We start from the raw sequence: 20,309 nt of genomic DNA, 5'->3' as shown, positions 1-20,309 counted from the left end.
CCAGCCCCAGCCCCAGCCCCAGCCCCAGCCCCAGCCCCAGCCCCAGCCCCAGCCCCAGCGATCATGCAGTTCGTGTCGCCGTTACGCGTGGAACGACCGCTATGCCACGGCAGCAAGTGCAAGATCCGCAGGAAGAAGGCCGAGAACCGCCGCCCCACGATCCCGCCCCGTCGATCATGGAGTTGTGGTGCCCGGAGAGTGCTGCGATGTCGCTTTCGTCTACCACCACAACTCCATGATCGACGGGGCGGGATCGGAGCGGAGCTAGGCGGACAGGAACCGGGGCGGTGCGGAGCTAGGCGGCCCGGGACAGGGTCGGGTGCAGAGCTAGGCGGACAGGGCCGAGCTGGGCGGCCGGGGACGAGGGCTGGTCGGGCCCGGGACAAGGGCCAGCCGCGCCCGATGAGAGCTGAGCGGGCCCGGGAACAAGGGCTGGTCGGGCCAGGGCTGGGGCTGAGCTGCGGCTGCGGCTGCGGCTGCGGCTGCGGCTGCGCCGGGGCCGGGGCCGGGGCCAGGGCTGAGCCGGGGCCAGGGCTGGTGAGGACTGGGGCTGGGCGGGGCGAGGGCTGGGCGGGGTTTGTTGGGAAGGCTGCGCCTGAATCTCTCTTGTATCCGGGACGCTGGGGTGGCCGTAGGCTGGCGCAGGTGACGAGCACCGATGTCGACCCGCTGGTGGCCCGGATGCGGCCGTTCGGCACGACGATCTTCGCTGAGATGTCCGCTCTCGCCGTACGCACCGGGGCGGTCAACCTGGGCCAGGGTTTCCCGGACACCGACGGCCCTCCGGAGATGCTGGCCGCTGCGGCCGAGGCGCTCCGCAGTGGGCAGAACCAGTACCCGCCCGGTCCGGGGATCCCCGCCCTCCGTGCGGCGGTCGCGGCCCATCAGCGGCGGTTCCACGAGCTGGAGTACGACCCCGACGGCGAGATCGTGATCACGGCGGGTGCGACGGAGGCGGTGGCGGCGAGCATCCTCGCTCTCTGCGAGCCGGGCGACGAGGTGGTGTGCTTCGAGCCGTACTACGACTCGTACGCCGCATCGATCGCTCTGGCCGGTGCGGTCCGGCGGCCGGTCACGTTGCGTCCCGTCGACGGCGGCCGGTACGCCTTCGACCCGGCGGCGCTGCGCGCGGCGTTCGGCCCGCGCACCCGCCTGGTGCTGCTCAACTCGCCGCACAACCCGACCGGCAAGGTGTTCACGCCGGCCGAGCTGGCGCTTGTCGCCGAGCTGTGCCAGGAGTTCGACGCGTACGCGGTCACCGACGAGGTGTACGAGCACCTGGTGTTCAGCGACGCGTCGAGCGCACACGTGCCGCTGGCCACGCTGCCGGGGATGCGCGAGCGTACGTTGCGGATCTCGTCGGCCGGCAAGACCTTCTCCTGTACGGGCTGGAAGGTCGGCTGGGCCAGTGGTCCCGCCGCTCTGGTGTCGGCCGTGCTGCGGGTGAAGCAGTTCCTCACGTTCGTGAACGCCTCCCCGCTGCAACCGGCTGTCGCCGTGGCGCTGGCACTGCCGGATGACTACTTCACAGGCTTCCGCGATGGGCTCCAACAGCAACGTGACCAACTCGTGGGCGGCCTGACCGACGCCGGGTTCGAGGTGCTGGTGCCGGAGGGGACGTACTTCGTCACCGCCGACATCACGCCACTCGGCGGTTCGGACGGGGTGGAGTTCTGCCGGTCGCTACCGGAGCGCTGCGGCGTGGTGGCGGTGCCGACGCAGGTCTTCTACGACGACGTCGAGGCGGGCCGGCGGTTGGTGCGGTTCGCCTTCTGCAAGCGCCCGGAGGTGCTGAGCGAGGCGGTCACCCGACTACGCGCGCTGACCCCGGACCGCTGACCGACGGATCACCCGAGCCAGCCGGCCGACCCTGGGCCAGCCCAGACCGAGCCAGGCCAGCCCGAACCGAGTCAGCCCAGGCCAGCCCGAGCCAGGCCAGCCCGAGCAGGCCGGCCTGGGCACGGGCGCGGAGGTGCTGCTCCTAGCTAGCGGGGCTGGCGGTGCGGACGAGATCCGCGATGCGTTCGGCCACGGACCGCGCCGTCGCCTCGGTTGCCGCCTCGACCATGACGCGGACCAGCGGTTCGGTGCCCGAGGGACGCAGCAGCACCCGGCCGGTCTCGCCCAACTCCGCCTCGGCCCGTTCGACCTCGGCACGTACGGCCGGCGCGTTGGCGCCGACGGTCCGGTCGCCGACGGGCACGTTGATGAGCACCTGAGGCAGCTTGGTGATCACGGACGCCAGTTCGGCGAGGGACTGGCCGGTGGCTGCCATGCGGGCCATCAGGTGCAGGCCGGTGAGGACGCCGTCGCCGGTGGTGGCATGTGCGGGCATGACGATGTGCCCGCTCTGCTCGCCGCCGAGCGCCAGGCCGGAGGCACGTAGCTCCTCCAGGACGTACCGGTCGCCGACCTTGGTCTCGATCAGCCGGATGCCCTGCGCGGACATCGCGAGTCGCAGGCCGAGGTTGCTCATCACGGTGGCCACCAGGGTGTCCTGGGTGAGCGTTCCGGCCTCCCGCATTGCCAGCGCGAGGATCGCCATCACCTGGTCGCCGTCGACCTCGTCACCGTCGGCGGTGACCGCCAGGCAGCGGTCGGCGTCGCCGTCGTGGGCGATGCCGAGGTGGGCGCCGTGCTCGACAACGGCTTCGCGCAGCGTCTCGATGTGGTTGGAGCCGCAGTCGTCGTTGATGTTGAGCCCGTCGGGCTCGGCGTGGATGGCGATGACCTCGGCGCCGGCCTCCCGGTAGGCGACCGGGGCGACCTCGGCGGCGGCGCCGTTGGCGCAGTCGACCACGACCTTGATCCCGTCGAGCCGGTGCGGCAGGGTGCCGACCAGGTGCTGGACGTAGTGGTCCGCCCCGTCGAGCAGGTCGTGCACCCGGCCGACGCCGGCGCCGGTCGGCCGGTCCCAGGCGGTGGTGGCGTTCGTCTCGACTGCCGCCTCGATCCGCATCTCGATCTCGTCGGGCAGCTTGTGGCCGCCGGCGGCGAAGAGCTTGATGCCGTTGTCCGGCATCGGGTTGTGTGACGCGGACAGCATCACCCCGAGGTCGGCCTTGGCCTCGGCGGTGAGGAACGCCACGGCCGGGGTGGGCAGCACGCCCACCCGCACCACGTTCGCGCCGGCACTGGTGAGCCCCGCCACGACTGCGGCTTCCAGCATCTCGCCGCTGGCCCGGGTGTCGCGGCCGACGACGGCGAGCGGCGGATGGCTGCGATCCGTCTCGGAGAGCGTGTGCGCGGCGGCCACGGCGAGCGCGAGCGCCAACTCCGGTGTGAGATCCGCGTTCGCCCGCCCGCGTACGCCGTCCGTGCCGAACAACCGACCCATACCCGCCAACCTCCGATGAGCACTGCCAATGAGGAGAAAGCGGAACGGCCGGTCCACCTCCCCCGTTCGGGGGGAGGCGGACCGGCCGTCCGTCAGAAGTACAACGCGCTGGGAAAGATCAGCGCTTCGAGTACTGGGGAGCCTTACGGGCCTTCTTGAGGCCGTACTTCTTGCTCTCCTTGACCCGGGCGTCACGGGTGAGGAAGCCGGCCTTCTTGAGGGCCGGGCGGTCGTCCGGCTCGCTGACGATCAGCGCACGGGCGATGGCCAGCCGCAGCGCACCGGCCTGGCCGGTGGTGCCGCCGCCGCGCAGGTTGGCGATGACGTCGAACGCCTCGGGCTTCTCGGCGGTGACCAGCGGGTCCTTGATGAGCTGCTGGTGCACCTTGCTCGGGAAGTACGCCTCGAGGTCACGGCCGTTGCACGTGATCTTGCCGGTGCCCGGGACGATACGAACCCGGACGATGGCCTCCTTGCGCCGACCCACGGTCTGGATCGGGCGGTCACCACGCGGCGCGCGGGCGACGGGCGCCGGCGCCTCGGTGGCCTCGGGGGCAACCTCGGTCTCGGTGATGTCGGTCATGCTGCTTCCTTCGCCCGCGCTCACTGCGCGATCTGCTTGATCTCGAACGGCACCGGCTGCTGCGCGAGGTGCGGGTGCTCGGCACCGGCGTAGACCTTCAGCTTCTTGATCAGCTGACGGCCGAGCTTGTTGTGCGGGAGCATTCCCTTCACAGCGAGCTCGATGGCCCGCTCCGGGCGCTTGGTCAGCAGCTCGTCGTAGCCGATCTGCTTCAGGCCACCCGGGTAACCGGAGTGGCGGTAAGCGACCTTGGTCTGGCGCTTGTTGCCGGTCAGCGCAACCTTGCCCGCGTTCACGATGACGACGAAGTCGCCCGTGTCGACGTGCGGCGCGAAAGTCGGCTTGTGCTTACCACGCAGCAACGTGGCGGCGTGGGTGGCCAGGCGGCCCAGCACGACATCAGAGGCGTCGATGACGTGCCACTGACGCTCGATCTCACCCGGCTTCGGGCTGTACGTACGCACAGGTCTACCTTGTCTCGTCGTCGGTCTGGGGTCGCGCGCCGAGGTGACCAGATCTTGCAGGCCGGACCAGCGCGCACGAACGACCAAGCGTACCTGATAGGGCACGCCTCTGGATGTCGTACAACAGCAGGCAACGATACCCGGCGCCCCGTCCGCAGGTCAAAACGGGGGTGCGGTCCCGCGCGCCGACGCGCCGGCCGTGGTTCAGCTCACACTCCGGCGAGCTGCCCGGCACGCGGACGACGGTAGACCACCCAGGTGACGGCGAAACAGAGCGCGTACCAGCCGATGAAGACGAGGTAGGCGGCGTCGGCGTTGCCGGAGCCGAGGAACGACTGGCGGAAGGAGATGTTGACGAGCACCCCGCCGGAGGCGCCGACGGCACCGGCGATGCCGATCAACGAACCGGTCATCCGCCGTGCCCAGCGGGCGGCGTCCTCCGGGTCACGCCCGGCTACCACCGCGTCCGCCGCCCGGGCCCGGAAGATGGCCGGGATCATCTTGTAGGTGGAGCCGTTGCCGATGCCGGAGAACACGAAGAGGGCGATGAACCCGGTCAGGTAGAGCCCGAAGGAGCGTTCCCGGGCCGCGTACAGCACGGTGCTGGCGCCGGCTGCCATCGCCACGAAGTTCCAGAAGGTCACCCGGGCGCCGCCCAGGCGGTCGGCAAGGTGCCCGCCCAGCGGCCGGATCAGCGAACCGACGAGCGGGCCGAGGAAGGTCAGCCAGGCCGCGTCGACGGGGGTGGGGAACCGCTCCGCGAACTCGAGTTGCAGCACCTGGCCGAAGGCGAAGCCGAACCCGATGAACGAGCCGAACGTGCCGACGTACAGCAGGGACATGATCCAGGTGTGCGGATCGCGGGCGGCCTCGCGCAGCGCTCCGGGCTCGTTGCGCGCGCCGGGCACGGTGTCCAACCAGCGGGCCGCCGCCAGCGCGGCAAGCACGATCAGCGGCAGGTAGACCGCCGGCACCAGCCGGGGGTACGCGGCACCGGCGGTCGCGAGGACCGCGAGCCCGACCAACTGCACAGCGGGTACGCCCAGGTTGCCGCCGCCCGCGTTGAGCCCGAGGGCCCGCCCCTTGAGCCGGGACGGGTAGAACAGGTTGATGTTCGCCATCGAGGAGGCGAAGTTGCCGCCGCCGACCCCGGTGAGGCAGGCGAGCACCATGAGCGTGCCGTAGGACACCCCGGGTTCCAGTAGCACCGCCATCGGCACTGTCGGTACGAGCAGCAGCAGGGCGCTGATGATCGTCCAGCGCCGGCCGCCGAAGCGGGCCACGGCCAGCGTGTACGGCAGCCGCAGCACCGCGCCCAGCGCGGCGGGCACGGCGGTGAGCAGGAACTTGCCGGCCGGGTCGATGCCGTACTCGGGGCCGAGGAAGAGCACTGTCACCGACCAGAGGCTCCACACGGAGAAACCGACGTGCTCGGCGAAGATCGACACCCAGAGGTTCCGTCGGGCAATCGGCGCGCCGGTGGTCCGCCAGAATTCGGGGTCCTCGGGTCGCCAGTCGTCGAGCCGGTGTCGGGTCGCGGTGGTGGCCGGTGGGCCGGCGCTGACTGCGGTGCTGGTGAGCGTGCTCACGGCGGCTCCTCCTCGTCGATGTGACAGGGAGGAACGCTAGGAACACCGGATTACCCGGCAGTGCCCGTCGCGGGTCGGCCGGGATACGGGGACCGCACCACGGGCCGACGACGATGGTGAGCGCGGTCAGAGTTGCTGGAGGATGCGCAGCGCGCGGCCGACCCGGAGCATGGTGTCGGTGTCGGCGACGTCCACGCAACTGGTGAACCACTTCTTCATGGGTGACGAGATCCGGTCGGGCATCACCACGTAGCGGCCCATGGACACGGCGAGCGGGGAATCCCGCAGCAGCGACTCCTCGACAACCTCGACGACGATCACGATGGGCACGTCGGTGGAGTTGTAGACGTCTGAGCTGATCACCAGGCCGAGGCGTTCCCGGGCGCCCTCGATGCGCCAGACCTCACCCCTACGCAGCACGCGGCCGTCCGTCGGCGAGGAGGTCGTTGACCATGCCTGCCTCGCGGGCGTCGGCGAGGGCTGCGGACTCCAGGTCGAGGCTGGCGCGGCCCACGGCGGCGGCGTGCGCGGTGAAGACCTCGCGCAGCGCCTTTTCCCGGGCGGCCTGGTCCATCCAGGCCGAGAGCGAGAGCCCTTCACGCTTGGCGAAGCGTCGGGCGTCCTCGATTGTCTCGTCCGTGAACGACAACGTCACCTTGGCAGTCATGCCGAGGAGATTACCCAACGGTATGACCATCAGTCATCCGCACGCTTACCCGCTTGCCACTGGCGGGCGAAAGGCGCAATTCACCGGGCCTGCTCGCCTGCCCGGCCGCCGAACACCGCGAAGCGCCACTCCTTGAAGAAACAGTCGACGTCGACCAGCCCCGCCTCGTCGAGCCACCGGCACTGGTCGGCGACGGTAGCGGGCCGGTCGTGCCGCATCCGCTCCCGTGCGGCGGCGATCTCGTCGGGAGGCGAGCCCAGCTCGGTGATCCGCGCCGTCCACACCTCGTCGTAGCGCCGGTCCAGGGCAGGGGTCGGCCCGGCCACCTGCTCGGCGTTGACGAAGACGCCGCCGGGTGCCAGCGTGCCGGCGGCCCGCCGGTAGAGCGCCCGCTTGCCGGCGTCGTCCAGGTGGTGGATCGCCAGCGCGCTGACCACTGCGTCGTACCGGCCGGTCGGCAGGTCGTCGGCCAGGTCGGCCCGGACGGTCCGGTGCGGCACGGCGCGGGCGCGCAACTGGTCGGCGGCGCGGGACAGCATTGCCGGCGCGGCGTCCACCAGGGTCAGCCGCACTCCCGGCACCGCGGCGGCGAGCAGGAGCGAGAGCAGGCCGGTGCCGGCGCCCAGGTCCAACACCTCTGGGGTACGGCCGGCGGCCAGCGCGGCGCGCAACGGTGGCGCGGCCACCTGGACGGCGGTGCCGTAGAAGGAATCGAAGCAGGGCACCAGCCTGCGGCGTGCCTCGTCGTAGGTGCCGGCCACCGCGTCGAACGCTTCCGCCACACTCATCGTGACTCCCAAGAATTGAGACGACTTTCCCAGATAGTAGACCCTCAGCGGTCGGTCGGTGCACCCCTGACCGCAGCGTGAGACACCTGCCGGACGCCTCCCGCGAGGCGGCCGGCAGGTCGGCGATCAGGACCCAGCCGTCACTTCCGATGCCTTCGTGCGGTGTGAGCCGTACTTGACAGGACCGAAACAGAAGGGACGCCGACGCGAAACCGCCCGGCGGCACGCTTTCCCGACATGACAGACGGTGCATGGTCGGCAACTCGACCGGGGCGGACGCCCCGGGAGGCAGCCACACACTGCCCGTACTGCGCACTCCAGTGTGGGATGACACTGCGGGAGGACGACGGCCGGGTGACGGTGCTCCCCCGCCAGTTCCCCACCAACCGGGGCGGCCTCTGCCAGAAGGGCTGGACCTCCGCCGACCTGCTCGACCATCCGGAGCGGCTGACCAGCCCGCTGCTGCGCGACCCGGTCACCGGTGACCTGCGCCCCGCGAGCTGGGACGAAGCGCTGGGCCGGATCGTCACCGGCATCCACGCCGTCCAGGGCAGCGCCGGCCGGGACGCCGTCGCCGTCTTCGGTGGCGGTGGGCTCACCAACGAGAAGGCGTACGCGCTGGGAAAGTTCGCCCGCGTCGCGCTGCGCACCAGGCACATCGACTACAACGGACGGTTCTGCATGTCCTCGGCGGCGGCGGCCGGGATGCGCGCCTTCGGTGTCGACAGGGGCCTGCCCTTCCCGCTGGCCGACCTCGGCCGCGCCGACACCCTGCTGCTGGTCGGCGCGAACCCGGCGGAGACCATGCCGCCGCTGATGCGCTGGCTGACCGAGCAGCGGCAGGGCGGCGGAAAGCTGATCGTCGTCGACCCCCGGCTCACCGCCACCGCCCGTCAGGCCGACCTGCACCTGCAACCGCTGCCCGGCACCGACCTCGCGGTTGCCAACGCGCTGCTGCACATCGCGCTCACGGAGGGCTGGGTCGACAAGGCGTACGTCGCCGACCGCACGACCGGCTTCGAGGCGGTCCGCCGCAGCGTCGCCGCCTGGTGGCCGGCCCGCGCCGAACAACTCTCCGGCGTTCCGGTGGCCGACCTGGAGGCGACCGCCCGCGCGTTGGGCACCGGCGGGCGGGTGATCATCCTGACCGCTCGCGGCGCCGAACAGCATGCCAAGGGCGTCGACACTGTCACCGCGTACGTCAATCTGGCCCTCGCCCTCGGTCTGCCCGGCCGGGAGGGCTCCGGGTACGGCTGCCTCACCGGCCAGGGCAACGGCCAGGGCGGGCGTGAGCACGGGCAGAAGGCCGACCAACTCCCCGGCTACCGGCGGATCGACGACCCGGCGGCCCGGGAGCACGTGGCGGGGGTCTGGGGCGTACCGGCCGACGACCTGCCCGGTCCCGGCGTGCCGGCCCTGCAACTGCTCGACTCGCTCGGCACTCCCGGCGGCCCCTGGGCGCTGCTGGTGTTCGGCTCGAACCCGGTGGTCTCCGCTCCCCGCGCGAGCAGGATCGAGGGCCGGCTGCGCGACCTCGACCTGCTTGTCGTCGCCGACCTGCTGCTCTCCGAGACCGCGGCGCTGGCCGACGTGGTGCTGCCCACCGCGCAGTGGGCCGAGGAGGACGGCACCATGACCAACCTGGAGGGCCGGGTGCTGCGCCGACGCGCGCTGCGCCCACCCCCGCCGGACGTCCGCACCGACCTGGCCATCATCGCCGACCTCGCGGCCCGGCTGGCAGCCGCGGAGGAAACCGGCACCGGCCCGACCGTCGCCGCGACGCCGAGCCCTGCACGGGGCACCACCGAAGCCGCCAGCGCCCGCGCGCGGAGTGCCGCGGCGACGCGGTTTCCGAGTGACCCGGCCGCCGTGTTCGCCGAGTTGCGCCGCGCCTCCGCCGGCGGGGTAGCCGATTACGCAGGCATCAGTTGGGATCGGATCGACGCCGCCGACGGCGTCTTCTGGCCCTGCCCGACCGAGGACGGGCCGGACACGCCACGGCTCTTCGCCGACCGGTTCGGCACCCCGGACGGTCGTGCCCGCTTCCATCCCGTGGACCACCGGCCGGCCGCCGAGGAGGTCTGCGACGCGTACCCGCTGCACTTCACCACCGGCCGGGTGCTGGCGCAGTATCAGTCCGGCACCCAGACCCGCAGGGTTGACGCGTTGCGCCGGGCCGCGGGTGAGGCTTTCGTCGAGCTGCACCCCGACCTGGCCGCCCGGTTGGGCGTCGACGACGGTGACAGGGTGCGGGTGACCTCGCGCCGAGGGGAGCTGCACGCCCCGGCCCGACTCAGCCCGGGGATCCGGCCGGACACTGTCTTCGCGCCGTTCCACTGGCCCGGTGCGGCCCGTGCCAACTCGGTGACGAACGACGCGGTGGACCCGATCTCCGGGATGCCCGAGTTCAAGATCTGCGCGGTCCGGGTGGAGAAGGCATGAGCGGCCGCGTCGTGATCGTCGGCAACGGGATGGCCGGTGCCCGTCTCGCGAGCGAACTGCACACCCGCGAGGGCGACCGGAAGGTCACAGTGCTCGGGGCGGAGCAGCACCGCGCGTACAACCGGATCATGCTCTCCACCCTGCTGGCGGGCCGGATCGGCGAGCCGGACGTGGAGCTGACCGAGGCCGCCGGGCACGGCATCGACAGGCGTACCGGCGTGCAGGTGACCGCCGTGGACCGGTCGGGCCGCGAGGTCCAGACCGCCGACGGCGAACGCATCGGCTACGACCATCTGGTGCTGGCCACCGGCAGCCGGCCGGTGCTGCCGGCGCTGCCCGGCCTCGACCCGGCCCACCTACCGGACCGGGTGGTCCCGTTCCGGACCCTCGACGACTGCCGCCGGATCCTCGCCGTGGCTGACGGCGCCGGCACCGCGATCGTGCTCGGCGGCGGGCTGCTCGGCCTGGAGGCCGCCCGAGGGCTCGCCACCCGAGGGCTTGTCACCACAGTGGTGCACCCGAGGGAGCACCTGATGGAACGGCAACTCGACCCGGCGGCAAGCGCGGTGCTCGCCGGCACGCTCGCCGGGCTCGGCGTCACGGTCGAGCTCGCGGTGCCGGCGGCCGGGATCGAAGCGGACGCCGACCGGGTCCGCCTCGACCTGGCCGACGGCCGGACGCTCACCGCCGACCTGCTTGTGCTCTGCTGCGGGGTACGCCCCGACACCGCCCTCGCGACGGCCGCCGGGCTGGCCGTGCGACGCGGCGTGGTGGTGGACGACAGGCTGCGCACAAACGACCGGCGCGTCTCGGCGATCGGCGACTGCGCCGAGCACGACGGCGTACTCACCGGGCTCGTCGCACCCGCCTGGGCGCAGGCCCGGGTGCTCGCCGACGTGCTGACCGGGACGGACCCGCTGGCCCGCTACCGGCCCCGGCCAGTGGTGACCCGGCTCAAGGCGGCCGGGATCGACCTGGCGGCCATGGGCGACCCGGTGGGCGGCGAGCCGGGCGAGGTGCTGACCTTCGCCGACCCGACCCGGGGGACGTACGCGCGGCTGCGGATCCACGACGAGCGGCTTACCGGCGCGATCCTGCTGGGCGACAACCCGGCAGTCGGCACGGTGATCCAGCTCTTCGACCGTGGTCACCCGGTGCCGGCCGACCGGCGGGCGCTGCTGCTGGGCCGAGCGCTCGGCGGCGGTGCCGCCACGACTCCGGCCGCAACACCTGCGCTCATGCCGGACGCCGCAGTCGTCTGCCAGTGCAACGCCGTCACCAAGGGAACGCTTGTGCGGTGCTGGCGGGCCGGAGCGCGAACTGTCGACGCGGTGGTGGCGTCCACCCGCGCCGGCACCGGATGCGGGGGGTGCCGGGACGCCGTCGCCGGCATCGTCGACTGGCTGTCCCAAGCGGAATCGGTGGAGGTGACGCGATGAGCGGCGGTGACCTGGTCGTCATCGGCAACGGCATGGTGGGGCAGCGTTTCGTCGACGCGCTGCGCGCCCGCGATCCACAGCAACACTGGCGGGTCACCGTGTTGGCCGAGGAGCGGCGTCCGGCGTACGACAGGGTGCGGCTCTCGGCGTTCTTCGACGGGGTGGGCGAGGACGAACTCAACGTGCACACCCCGCACGACGGGGTGCGGCTGCGCCTCGGCGAGCCGGCCACCGCCATCGACCGTGACCGGCGGGTGGTGACCACCGTCGACGGCGAGTACCCGTATGACGCGCTGGTGCTGGCCACCGGCTCGTACCCGTTCGTGCCTCCGGTGCCCGGCGCCGACCTGCCCGGAGTCTTCGTCTACCGCACCCTTGACGACCTGGCGGCGATCCGGGCGTACGCGCAGGGCCGGCGGGTCGGCGCGGTGATCGGCGGTGGGCTGCTCGGGTTGGAGGCGGCAAACGCCCTGCGACTGCTGGGCCTGAGCACCGACGTTGTCGAGTTCGCGCCCCGCCTCATGCCGGTGCAGGTCGATCAGGCCGGCGCGGCGATGCTCCGTCGGTACGTCGAGGAGTTGGGTGTGCGTACCCACCTCGGGGTGGGCACCACGGCGATCCGGGCCGGGGCGGACGGCGCTGTCGAGGCCCTGGAACTCTCCGACGGCCGTACCGTCGACGCGGACCTGGTGGTGGTGGCCGCCGGCATCCGACCGCGCGACGAGCTGGCGCGGGCCGCCGACCTGCCGCTCGGCCCGCGCGGCGGGGTGCTTGTCGACGCGACCTGCCGCAGCGCCGACGAGCGGATCTGGGCGGTCGGTGAGTGCGCTGCGGTCGACGGCACCTGCCACGGTCTGGTCGCTCCCGGGTACGCGACGGCCGAGGTGGTGGCCGACCGGCTGGTCGGCGGCGCGGCGACCTTCCCGGGCGCGGACACCGCCACCAAGCTGAAGCTGCTCGGCGTGGACGTGGCCTCGTTCGGTGACGCGCACGGCACCACCGAGGGCTGCCTGGACGTCACGTTCACCGATCCGGCCACCCGGGTCTACGCGAAGCTGGTCCTGTCCGACGACGCGCACACCCTGCTGGGCGGGGTGCTGGTGGGCGACGCCAGCGCGTACCCGACGTTGCGGGCCAGTGTGGGCGGCCCGCTGCCGGCCGCGCCGCTTGCGTTGCTCGCGCCGGACGGCGGCGGCGCGGACGCCGGCGCGCTGCCCGCAAGCGCGCAGGTCTGCTCCTGCAACGCGGTGACCCGCGGCGACGTGGACGCCGCAATCGCCGACGGCTGCGTGGACGTGCCGGCGTTGAAGGCGTGCACCAGAGCGGGCACCAGCTGCGGGTCCTGCGTGCCGATGCTCAAGCAACTGCTTGACGCGGCCGGGGTGGCGCAGTCCGCCGCGCTGTGCGAGCACTTCGACGTGGGCCGGCGGGACCTGTTCGAGATCGTCCGGGTACGCGGCATCCGAACGTTCTCCCGGTTGGTCGCCGAGCACGGCCGGGGGCGCGGCTGCGACATCTGCAAGCCGGTGGTGGCGTCGATCCTCGCCTCGCTGGGCAACGGGCACGTGCTCGACGGGGAGCAGGCGTCGTTGCAGGACACAAACGACCACTTCCTTGCCAACCTGCAACGCGACGGCAGCTACTCGGTGGTGCCCCGGATCCCCGGCGGCGAGATCACCCCGGAGAAGCTGATCGTGATCGGTGAGGTCGCCCGGGACTTCCAGCTCTACACGAAGATCACCGGCGGGCAGCGGATCGACCTGTTCGGCGCACGGGTGGAACAGTTGCCGCTGATCTGGCGGCGGCTGGTGGACGCCGGCTTCGAGTCCGGTCACGCGTACGGCAAGGCGCTGCGCACTGTGAAGTCCTGCGTCGGTGAAACCTGGTGCCGGTACGGGGTGCAGGACTCGGTGGGGCTGGCCGTGGCGCTGGAGTTGCGCTACCGCGGGCTGCGCGCCCCGCACAAGCTCAAGTCGGCGGTGTCCGGCTGCGCCCGCGAGTGCGCCGAGGCCCGCAGCAAGGACTTCGGCATCATCGCCACCGAGACCGGCTGGAACCTCTACGTCGGCGGCAACGGCGGTTTCCGGCCCCGGCACGCCGACCTGTTCGCCACCGATGTGTCGACAGAAACGCTGATTCGACTAATCGATAGATTCTTGATGTATTACATCCGCACCGCCGACCGGCTGCAACGCACCGCCGGCTGGATCGAGTCGATGGACGGCGGCCTGGACCACCTGCGCTCGGTGATCGTCGACGACTCCCTGGGCCTGTGCGCAGACCTCGACGCGGCGATGGCCCGGCACGTGACCACGTACTCCGACGAGTGGCGCGACGTGCTGAACGACCCGGACCGGCTGCGCCGCTACACCTCCTTCGTCAACGCCCCCGACGTGCCCGACCCGTCGATCACCTTCACGCAGGAACGCGGCCAACCGGTGCCGGCGAACGGCCACCGCCGGCAGCCGGTGACGCTCGGCCTCCCGGAGGTACGGCGATGAGCCACCACAGCACACTGGACTGGACAGCTGTCTGCCCCATCGACCGGCTGGACCCCGACCGGGGCGTCGCCGCCCTTGTCGACGGGGTTCAGGTCGCCCTCTTCCGCACCGCAGAAGGGCTGTTCGCGATCGACAACCGCGATCCGGTCTCCGGCGTGTACGTGCTGTCCCGGGGCATCGTGGGCAGCCGCGCCGGAGTGCCGACTGTCGCCTCGCCGCTGCACAAGCAGGTGTACGACCTGCGCAGCGGCGCCTGCCTCGATCTGCCCGAGGTGGCAGTGGCCCGGCATGACGCTCGCTGCCGTGACGGGCTTGTCGAGGTGCGGCTGAGACGGGAGGGCTGATGCGGGAGGAACTGGCCGGCTTCACGATCGGGGTGACCGCCGACCGGCGGCGCGACGAGTTGGCAGCGCTGCTCGAACGCCGGGGCGCACGTGTGGTGCTCGCCCCTGCGCTGCGGATCGTTCCGCTCTCCGACGACACCGAGCTGCGCGAGGCGACGCGCGCCTGCCTTGACCAGCCGCCGGACATCCTGATGGCCAACACCGGCATCGGTATGCGCGGGTGGTTGGAGGCGGCCGAAGGTTGGGGGCTGGCGGAGCCGCTGCGCTCGGTGCTGGCCCAGTCCTACGTGGTGGCCCGAGGCCCGAAGGCACGTGGCGCGATCCGGGCGGCAGGGCTGCACGACCAGTGGTCACCGGATTCGGAGAGCTGCGACGAGGTGGTCGACCACCTGCGTCGGCGCGGTGTGGCCGGGCAGGTGATCGCCATGCAGTTGCACGGGGAGCGGCAGCCGGAGTGCACGCTCGCGCTGGAGGCCGCCGGCGCCACTGTGATCGAGGTTCCGGTCTACCGCTGGGCGCCGCCTACCGACCTGGCGCCGCTGCACCGGCTCATCGACCTGATCGCCGGCCGGCTGGTGGACGCGGTGACGTTCACCTCGGCGCCGGCGGCCGAGGCGCTGCTGCGGGCGGCCGGCGACCGCACCGACGCGGTGGTGTCGGCGTTCCGCAGCGACGTGCTCGCCAGCTGCGTCGGCGCGGTGACGGCCGAACCCCTGCTGCGGCACGGGGTTCCGGTGAGCGCGCCGGGGCGGGCACGGCTGGGCGCGCTGGTGCGGACCATCGCCGACGAGCTACCTCGCCGGACCGTGACGTTCAAGGCCGGCGGGCACCTGCTCACCCTGCGCGGGCACGCAGCGGTGATCGACGGCGAGCTGCGACCCCTGGCACCCGCGCCGATGGCGGTGCTGCGGGCGCTGGCCCAGTCCCCCGGTCGGGTGCTGTCGCGTACGGCACTGCTGCGGACCCTGCCCCGGGGCGCGGACGAGCACGCCGTGGAGATGGCGGTGGCCCGGCTGCGGGCCGGCCTGCGCGCGCCACGTGTGGTGCAGACCGTGGTCAAACGCGGCTACCGGCTCCGGGTCGACTGAGCTGCCCGGCCGGCCGGTGTACGCCGGCCGGCCGGGACGGTCAGCCGACCGGCGTGGGGAACCCGCGACCGTGCTCGGCCTGCAACCGGAGCATGGCGTGCTCGACGACAGTCACCAGCACCTGCTTTACCGAGTCCCGGTGCCGGGCATCGGTCATCACCAGCGGCACCTGCGGCGAGATGGCCAACGCCTCGCGGACCTCGTCCAGCTCGTACTGCGGAGCGCCGTCGAAGTGGTTGAGCGCCACCACGTACGGCAGGTTGCGGTTCTCGAAGTAGTCGAGCGGGGCGAACGCGTCGGTGATCCGTCGGGTGTCCACAAGCACTGCGGCACCCACCGCGCCCCGGATGATCTCGTCCCACATGAACCAGAAGCGGGTCTGACCCGGTGTACCGAAGAGGTACAGGATCAGGTCCTGGGCCATCGTGATGCGGCCGAAGTCCATGGCGACCGTTGTGGTCTCCTTGCCCGGCACCTTGGACGGGTCGTCGATGCCGACACCGGCCGCGGTCATCACCGCCTCTGTCGTCAGCGGTTGGATCTCGGAGATCGAACCGACAAGGGTCGTCTTACCGACGCCGAACCCGCCCGCGACAACGATCTTCGCGGAGACGATTCCCCGGCCCGGCCGCCCCCCAGCGGGGTCATAGCCTGCGAAGTCCACTTAGCACCCTTCCAAGCAGTTCCATCCGCTCCTCGAACCCCTCGGCGGGAGCAGCAGTGTGTAACGTCAGCAGGCTCTCGGCCACCATGTCGGCGACCAGCACCCGGGCGACGCCAAGCGGCATCCGGGTGTACGCGGCGATCTCCGCCAGCGACTGCGCCCGGCCCTCGCAGACCGTGGCGATGCGGTGCTTGTCGTGCCCCGCGAAGCGGGACTCGGCAACCTGGGTGGGGGAGGCCGTGAGGACCGCCTCGAGGGCGATGTCCTGCCGGGGCTCGGTACGACCGCGGGTGACCGCGTACGGACGTACCAGAGCGCCGCGCGGGTCAGCGCGTCGTTGGTCCATCCCCGATCACCTCCTCGTCGTGGTGGAGTCGGCGCACACCGCCTCCCATCCCTGTTCCGGCACGCGGTCCGCATCCGGTTTCGGCGCTACGAGCGCACCGCGTCTCGCGGCAGCGGCACCAGCGCGGCACCCACCCGCTCCACAAGCAGCGCCATCTCGTAGCCGACCTGGCCCACGTCGCAACTGCGCGCCGCGAGCACTGCCATCGACGAGCCGTCGCTGATCGACATGAGGAACAGGTAGCCGCTGTCCATCTCGATGACGGTCTGCAACACCCCGCCCGCACTGAACATCCGTGCCGCGCCCTCGGTCAGGCTCACCACGCCGGAGGTGATGGCGGCGAGCTGGTCCGCCCGGTCCCCCGGCAGGTCCCGGGAGGAGGCGAGCAGCAGCCCGTCGGCGGACACCGCCACCACGTGGGCGATCCCCGCCACGCTGTCGGCGAAGTTGGTGAGCAGCCAACCCATGTCCTGCATGGCAGCTGGCCTGTTCATCGGCTCTCCTTGGTCGAGGTGCTGTTCAGGTCCGTGCCGGCCGACCGGCCGCGCTGCACGCCGCGGTGGTAGGCCGACAGCAGGCCGCGTACTTCATCGGGGGTCCGCCGGCTGCGGTCCCGGCCACCCTTGGGTTCGATGCCGCCCGGCACGAGCTGCGCCTGCGGCACCCGCTTGGGCAGACCCGAGCGGGTGGTGCCCGCCGGCGCCGGCTCGGCGGCCCGGCTGGCGCGGGACCAGCCCTCGTCCGCCGCGGTCCGCCAGGCGTCCGCGTCGGGGGCGGGGGGCGCGGGCGGAGGGGTGGCCGCTGCCGGCACCGGCCGGGCGGCCGGCGGCGGCGTGTACGACGGTGGTGGCGTCGACGGCGCGGCGTCGCGGCCGCCGTTGCTTCCGCTGCTGAACCCGTCCATGCTCCCCCCGCCTGCCGTTCCGGTGCCGTCGCCGGAGCTACCCGGGGTACGCGTCGGCAGCGGCGGCCGGGCCGGTGTCACTGTCGGCGCGGACGCGGCGGCCGTCTGGCCTGCGGTGCTCGCGCGCATCCCGGCATTCGCCAGGCCTGCGTCGGCGGGTGCAGGCGGCGTGTCGAACTGCGGCCGGGTGAAGATCGCTGTGGCGTCGTCCCCGTGTGACCGGAACCAGACCGCCTCCATCTCCCGGAATATCGGTGCCTCTGCCGGGAAGTCCGGCCGGTTGGTCACCGGGGCGGGCGGCGTGGGCGGCGCGACCGGCCGGGCTGGCGGGGCGGCGGGCGGCGCGACGGCACCGGGGCCGGCGACCGGTCCGACCGGCAGCACCGGTGCGTTCCGACCGTCGGCGGGGTCGGCCGTCGCGCTGCGCCGGGGCAGCGGGGCGATGGTCGGGTACGCCACTGTCGGGCTGCCCATCGAGGTGCCCGCGCCGTTGCTGTACGCGGGCCGGGCCGGTGGAAGCGGGGCGGCGGGTGCCGCGGCGGGCGGTGCCGTCGGGCGTGCTCCGGCGAAGCCGCCGGCCTGCACGGCGGGAGTGGTGTCCCGCGTGTCGAGCGGGGACTGCCACTGTGCCGGCGCCGGTGCCGGCGCGCTGGTCCGCCACTGGTCCGGCAACGTCGGGGCCGAGGTGGTGGCTCCGGCGTACGACTCGGCGTGGCCGACGGGGGTGAGCGGCGTCTGCTCGACTGCCATCGGCTGGCGCTGCCGGGTGAGCGTCTGCTCGCGCCCCCGGTTGGTGGGCAGCACCACTGTGGCGGCGGGCAGTGTCACCTGGGCGACGGTGCCGCCCTCGACGTTGCGGCGCAGCTCCACCCGGATGCTGTAGCGGGCGGCGAGCTTGCTCACCACGGCGAGACCCATCAGGCGGAACGCGGCGACGTCCACGCTCGGTGGCGCGGCCAGTCGCCGGTTGAGCGATTCGAGCTGCTCGTCACTGAGGCCGAGGCCGCGGTCCTCGATCTGGATCAGCACGTAGTCGCGGATGCGGCGACCGTCGGCGACGACAGTGGTGTTCGGCGGCGAGAACCTTGTGGCGTTGTCGAGCAGTTCGGCGACGAGCCGTACCACGTCGTTGACGGCGTGCGCGGCCACCGAGATGTCGGTGTCGACGGTGCCGAACTCGATGCGGTTGTACAGCTCCACCTCGGACTGGGCGGCGCGCAGGACGTCCACGACAAGCGCGTCGTCGCGGCGCGGCACTGCGGAGTCTGCGCCGGCCAGGACCAGCAGGTTCTCGTCGTTGCGGCGCATTCGGGTGGCCAGGTGGTCCAGCTCGAAGAGCTGCGCCAGCCGCTTCGGGTCCTCCTCGCCGCGCTCGATCGCGTCCAGCTCGCCGATCATCCGGTCGACCAGGGTCTGACTGCGGCGGGCCAGGTTGAGGAACATCGCCGAGACGCTGGTACGCAGAGCTGCCTGCTCGGCCGCGACCCGTACCGCCTCGCGGTGGACGACGTTGAAGGCCAATGCCACCTGGCCGACCTCGTCGCGGTTGTTGAGCTGGATGGGGTCCCGGACCTGCCGGACGATCTCCTCCACCCCGCCGTCACCGACGCTGCCCATGTTCTGTAGGCGTTGCACGGCGTCGGGCAGGTCGTGGTTGGCCACCGAGAGCGCACCCTCACGGAGGCGGCGCAGCGAGTGGTTGAGCGAACGAGCCAGCACCACGGCCAGCGAGATGGCGATGATGAGGGTGAGCAGCACCAGGATGGACTCGACCACTGCCTGCCGGATGACTGCCGCACGCGCCTCGTCGGCCTGCGCGAGCAGCCGGTCCTGAAGTTGGATCTCGGCCCAGCGCATCAGGTCGTTCACCGCGCCGATGGCGGCGGTGGCGTCCTGGGCGCTTACCAGCGGACGCTGCCCGACGGAGCGGGTGATGTCGCTCGCCACCCGGTCGGCCAGGCCGACCGCGTCACCGGCCACCGTGCTGTTGACCAGCGACCGCTGCGTGGGGTCGGCGGCGAGTGAGAAGGCGACAAGGGCCTCCTGCTGGCTGGTCAACGTTGCCACGAAGGACGAGAACTGTTCCGGGTCGAGCTGGCCGGCGGTCAGCGCCGAGAAGGCGACCGCCTCCTCCTCGGCGACGGCCGCCTTGGCATGGGCGAACGCGGCGACCGCCCGGCGGCTGTCCGAGAGGCCTTCGTCGCCGGGCAGCTGAGCCAGCCCGTCGCCGTAGGCGACCAGGTCGGTGAGGATGACGCCGTAGCGCAGCAACGCCTCGGCGACGGCCATCTGCCGGCGGTCCAGCACCTCCTGGCGGGTGCCGTCCAGTGTGGCCAGGTGGTCGTCGATGGCCTTGAGCCGGCCTCGCAGCGCCGCCGGCACCTCGCCGATCCGGGCGCGCTCGGCGCGGTACTCGTCCGTCCGCTGCTGCGTCTGCCGCACCCGCAGGTTGTAGGCGTCGGCCGGCTGCTGCGGGGCAGCCAGATAGGCGGCTGCGGCCATCCGCTCGGCGTGGAGATCCTGGGTCAGCGCACTGACGTCGATGGAGAGCGCGGTGAGCGACCGCGCCCGGGTGGCGTCGAAGGCGCCCTCGCCCACCGAGATGAGCCGGACGGTGGCCAGCGCGATCACCGCGGCCACCGGAACGACCAGGATCAGCGCCAGTTTGGACCGGATCCGGGCGTCCCGCAGTCTCGGCAGCCTCCGGCGCGTACGCCCAGCGGCGTCGCCGGGCGCGGGCAGGGTCGTCGGTCCGGTGCTCACGACATCGCCTCCGTCGTTTCTTCCCCGCTTGACCCGCCGAACCATGCCGTAAGCGGAGGGGACCACGCGCGGCACGGCCGCGATTTCATCAGAGAAGATCCTGTTTGGGAAGCCGCAGGGCGGTAGGAAACGGTCGGACGGCGCGGAACCCGTGATCCGGTCAACTGATACCTTCATTTCCGCAAGCCCCTGAACAGGGCATGTAACTCCAGAGTGGTCACGCGTGTATGCAAAGTGAGCTTTTGCAAACATTGCGCTACCCCAGCATGTGGGATGGCCGTCCCGAAAATGCGACCGGGGTCCGCGCTTGACCACAGCGCCAGCCATTGGCAAGGTTTTGCACGCTTCGCGCACACACCGTACGGCAGAGGAGATCCCGTCCTCCACTGA

General features: G+C 72.1%; 17 protein-coding genes. 6 read left to right on the top strand and 11 right to left on the bottom strand.

Annotated features, from left to right (window positions below; translation table 11 throughout):
• Positions 1 to 645 precede the first annotated feature (645 nt).
• A complete protein-coding gene (locus ACLQ23_RS15375) occupies positions 646 to 1,839 on the top strand; it encodes a pyridoxal phosphate-dependent aminotransferase (RefSeq protein ID WP_355590566.1) in 1,194 nt (397 codons plus the stop codon).
• A 142-nt stretch (positions 1,840 to 1,981) separates the two neighbouring features.
• On the opposite strand, the gene glmM is transcribed toward ACLQ23_RS15375, so the two are convergent.
• The 7 genes from glmM to ACLQ23_RS15340 form a co-directional block, all read right to left on the bottom strand.
• Positions 1,982 to 3,337 (bottom strand): phosphoglucosamine mutase, encoded by a 1,356-nt coding sequence (gene glmM, locus ACLQ23_RS15370; protein WP_355590563.1) that lies wholly within the window; start codon positions 3,335 to 3,337, stop codon positions 1,982 to 1,984.
• A 118-nt stretch (positions 3,338 to 3,455) separates the two neighbouring features.
• Positions 3,456 to 3,920: a 30S ribosomal protein S9 gene (rpsI, locus tag ACLQ23_RS15365; RefSeq protein ID WP_139582597.1), complete on the bottom strand. Its 465-nt coding sequence runs from the start codon at positions 3,918 to 3,920 to the stop codon at positions 3,456 to 3,458.
• 20 nt (positions 3,921 to 3,940) lie between these two features.
• Entirely contained in the window at positions 3,941 to 4,384 is a 444-nt protein-coding gene (gene rplM, locus ACLQ23_RS15360; protein ID WP_053653864.1) for a 50S ribosomal protein L13, read from the bottom strand.
• Positions 4,385 to 4,593: 209 nt separating this feature from the next.
• Positions 4,594 to 5,973: an MFS transporter gene (locus ACLQ23_RS15355; RefSeq protein ID WP_355631493.1), complete on the bottom strand. Its 1,380-nt coding sequence runs from the start codon at positions 5,971 to 5,973 to the stop codon at positions 4,594 to 4,596.
• Between the two features lie 126 nt (positions 5,974 to 6,099).
• Positions 6,100 to 6,393, bottom strand: coding sequence for a hypothetical protein (locus tag ACLQ23_RS15350; RefSeq protein ID WP_053653868.1), 294 nt, complete (start codon positions 6,391 to 6,393; stop codon positions 6,100 to 6,102).
• A complete protein-coding gene (locus ACLQ23_RS15345) occupies positions 6,383 to 6,670 on the bottom strand; it encodes a DUF6364 family protein (protein ID WP_355631490.1) in 288 nt (95 codons plus the stop codon). The genes ACLQ23_RS15350 and ACLQ23_RS15345 overlap by 11 nt, the downstream gene beginning before the upstream one ends.
• 50 nt (positions 6,671 to 6,720) lie before the next feature.
• Positions 6,721 to 7,428, bottom strand: coding sequence for a class I SAM-dependent methyltransferase (locus tag ACLQ23_RS15340; RefSeq protein WP_355631487.1), 708 nt, complete (start codon positions 7,426 to 7,428; stop codon positions 6,721 to 6,723).
• Positions 7,429 to 7,665: 237 nt separating this feature from the next.
• On the opposite strand from ACLQ23_RS15340, the gene ACLQ23_RS15335 reads away from it, so the two are divergent.
• The 5 genes from ACLQ23_RS15335 to ACLQ23_RS15315 are packed head-to-tail and all read left to right on the top strand — an operon-like array spanning position 7,666 to position 15,242.
• Complete coding sequence (locus tag ACLQ23_RS15335) at positions 7,666 to 9,870, top strand: molybdopterin oxidoreductase family protein (RefSeq protein ID WP_425880751.1); 2,205 nt, start codon at positions 7,666 to 7,668, stop codon at positions 9,868 to 9,870.
• Positions 9,867 to 11,309 carry an FAD-dependent oxidoreductase gene (locus ACLQ23_RS15330; protein ID WP_355631481.1) on the top strand — a complete coding sequence of 481 codons (1,443 nt, stop codon included), beginning with the start codon at positions 9,867 to 9,869 and terminating at the stop codon, positions 11,307 to 11,309. Before ACLQ23_RS15335 ends, ACLQ23_RS15330 begins: the two co-directional genes overlap by 4 nt.
• Positions 11,306 to 13,810 (top strand): nitrite reductase large subunit NirB, encoded by a 2,505-nt coding sequence (gene nirB, locus ACLQ23_RS15325; RefSeq protein ID WP_355590544.1) that lies wholly within the window; start codon positions 11,306 to 11,308, stop codon positions 13,808 to 13,810. The genes ACLQ23_RS15330 and nirB overlap by 4 nt, the downstream gene beginning before the upstream one ends.
• On the top strand, positions 13,807 to 14,154 hold the full coding sequence (gene nirD, locus ACLQ23_RS15320; protein WP_355590541.1) for a nitrite reductase small subunit NirD: 348 nt from the start codon (positions 13,807 to 13,809) through the stop codon (positions 14,152 to 14,154). The genes nirB and nirD overlap by 4 nt, the downstream gene beginning before the upstream one ends.
• A complete protein-coding gene (locus tag ACLQ23_RS15315) occupies positions 14,154 to 15,242 on the top strand; it encodes a uroporphyrinogen-III synthase (RefSeq protein ID WP_355590538.1) in 1,089 nt (362 codons plus the stop codon). Before nirD ends, ACLQ23_RS15315 begins: the two co-directional genes overlap by 1 nt.
• 40 nt (positions 15,243 to 15,282) lie before the next feature.
• Here ACLQ23_RS15315 and ACLQ23_RS15310 read toward each other — a convergent pair whose 3' ends face one another.
• The 4 genes from ACLQ23_RS15310 to ACLQ23_RS15295 all read right to left on the bottom strand — a co-directional run bounded on the left by ACLQ23_RS15310 (position 15,283) and on the right by ACLQ23_RS15295 (position 19,919).
• Entirely contained in the window at positions 15,283 to 15,906 is a 624-nt protein-coding gene (locus ACLQ23_RS15310) for a GTP-binding protein (RefSeq protein WP_053653883.1), read from the bottom strand.
• Positions 15,887 to 16,252 (bottom strand): DUF742 domain-containing protein, encoded by a 366-nt coding sequence (locus ACLQ23_RS15305; protein ID WP_007465174.1) that lies wholly within the window; start codon positions 16,250 to 16,252, stop codon positions 15,887 to 15,889. The genes ACLQ23_RS15310 and ACLQ23_RS15305 overlap by 20 nt, the downstream gene beginning before the upstream one ends.
• 86 nt (positions 16,253 to 16,338) lie before the next feature.
• Complete coding sequence (locus ACLQ23_RS15300; RefSeq protein ID WP_007465177.1) at positions 16,339 to 16,746, bottom strand: roadblock/LC7 domain-containing protein; 408 nt, start codon at positions 16,744 to 16,746, stop codon at positions 16,339 to 16,341.
• Positions 16,743 to 19,919, bottom strand: coding sequence for a nitrate- and nitrite sensing domain-containing protein (locus ACLQ23_RS15295; RefSeq protein ID WP_425880750.1), 3,177 nt, complete (start codon positions 19,917 to 19,919; stop codon positions 16,743 to 16,745). Before ACLQ23_RS15295 ends, ACLQ23_RS15300 begins: the two co-directional genes overlap by 4 nt.
• Positions 19,920 to 20,309 lie beyond the last annotated feature (390 nt).

The sequence above is a fragment of the Micromonospora sp. DT41 genome, assembly GCF_049841715.1.
Taxonomy (GTDB): Bacteria; Actinomycetota; Actinomycetes; order Mycobacteriales; family Micromonosporaceae; genus Micromonospora; species Micromonospora profundi.
This window is presented reverse-complemented; position numbering and strand designations above follow the sequence as displayed.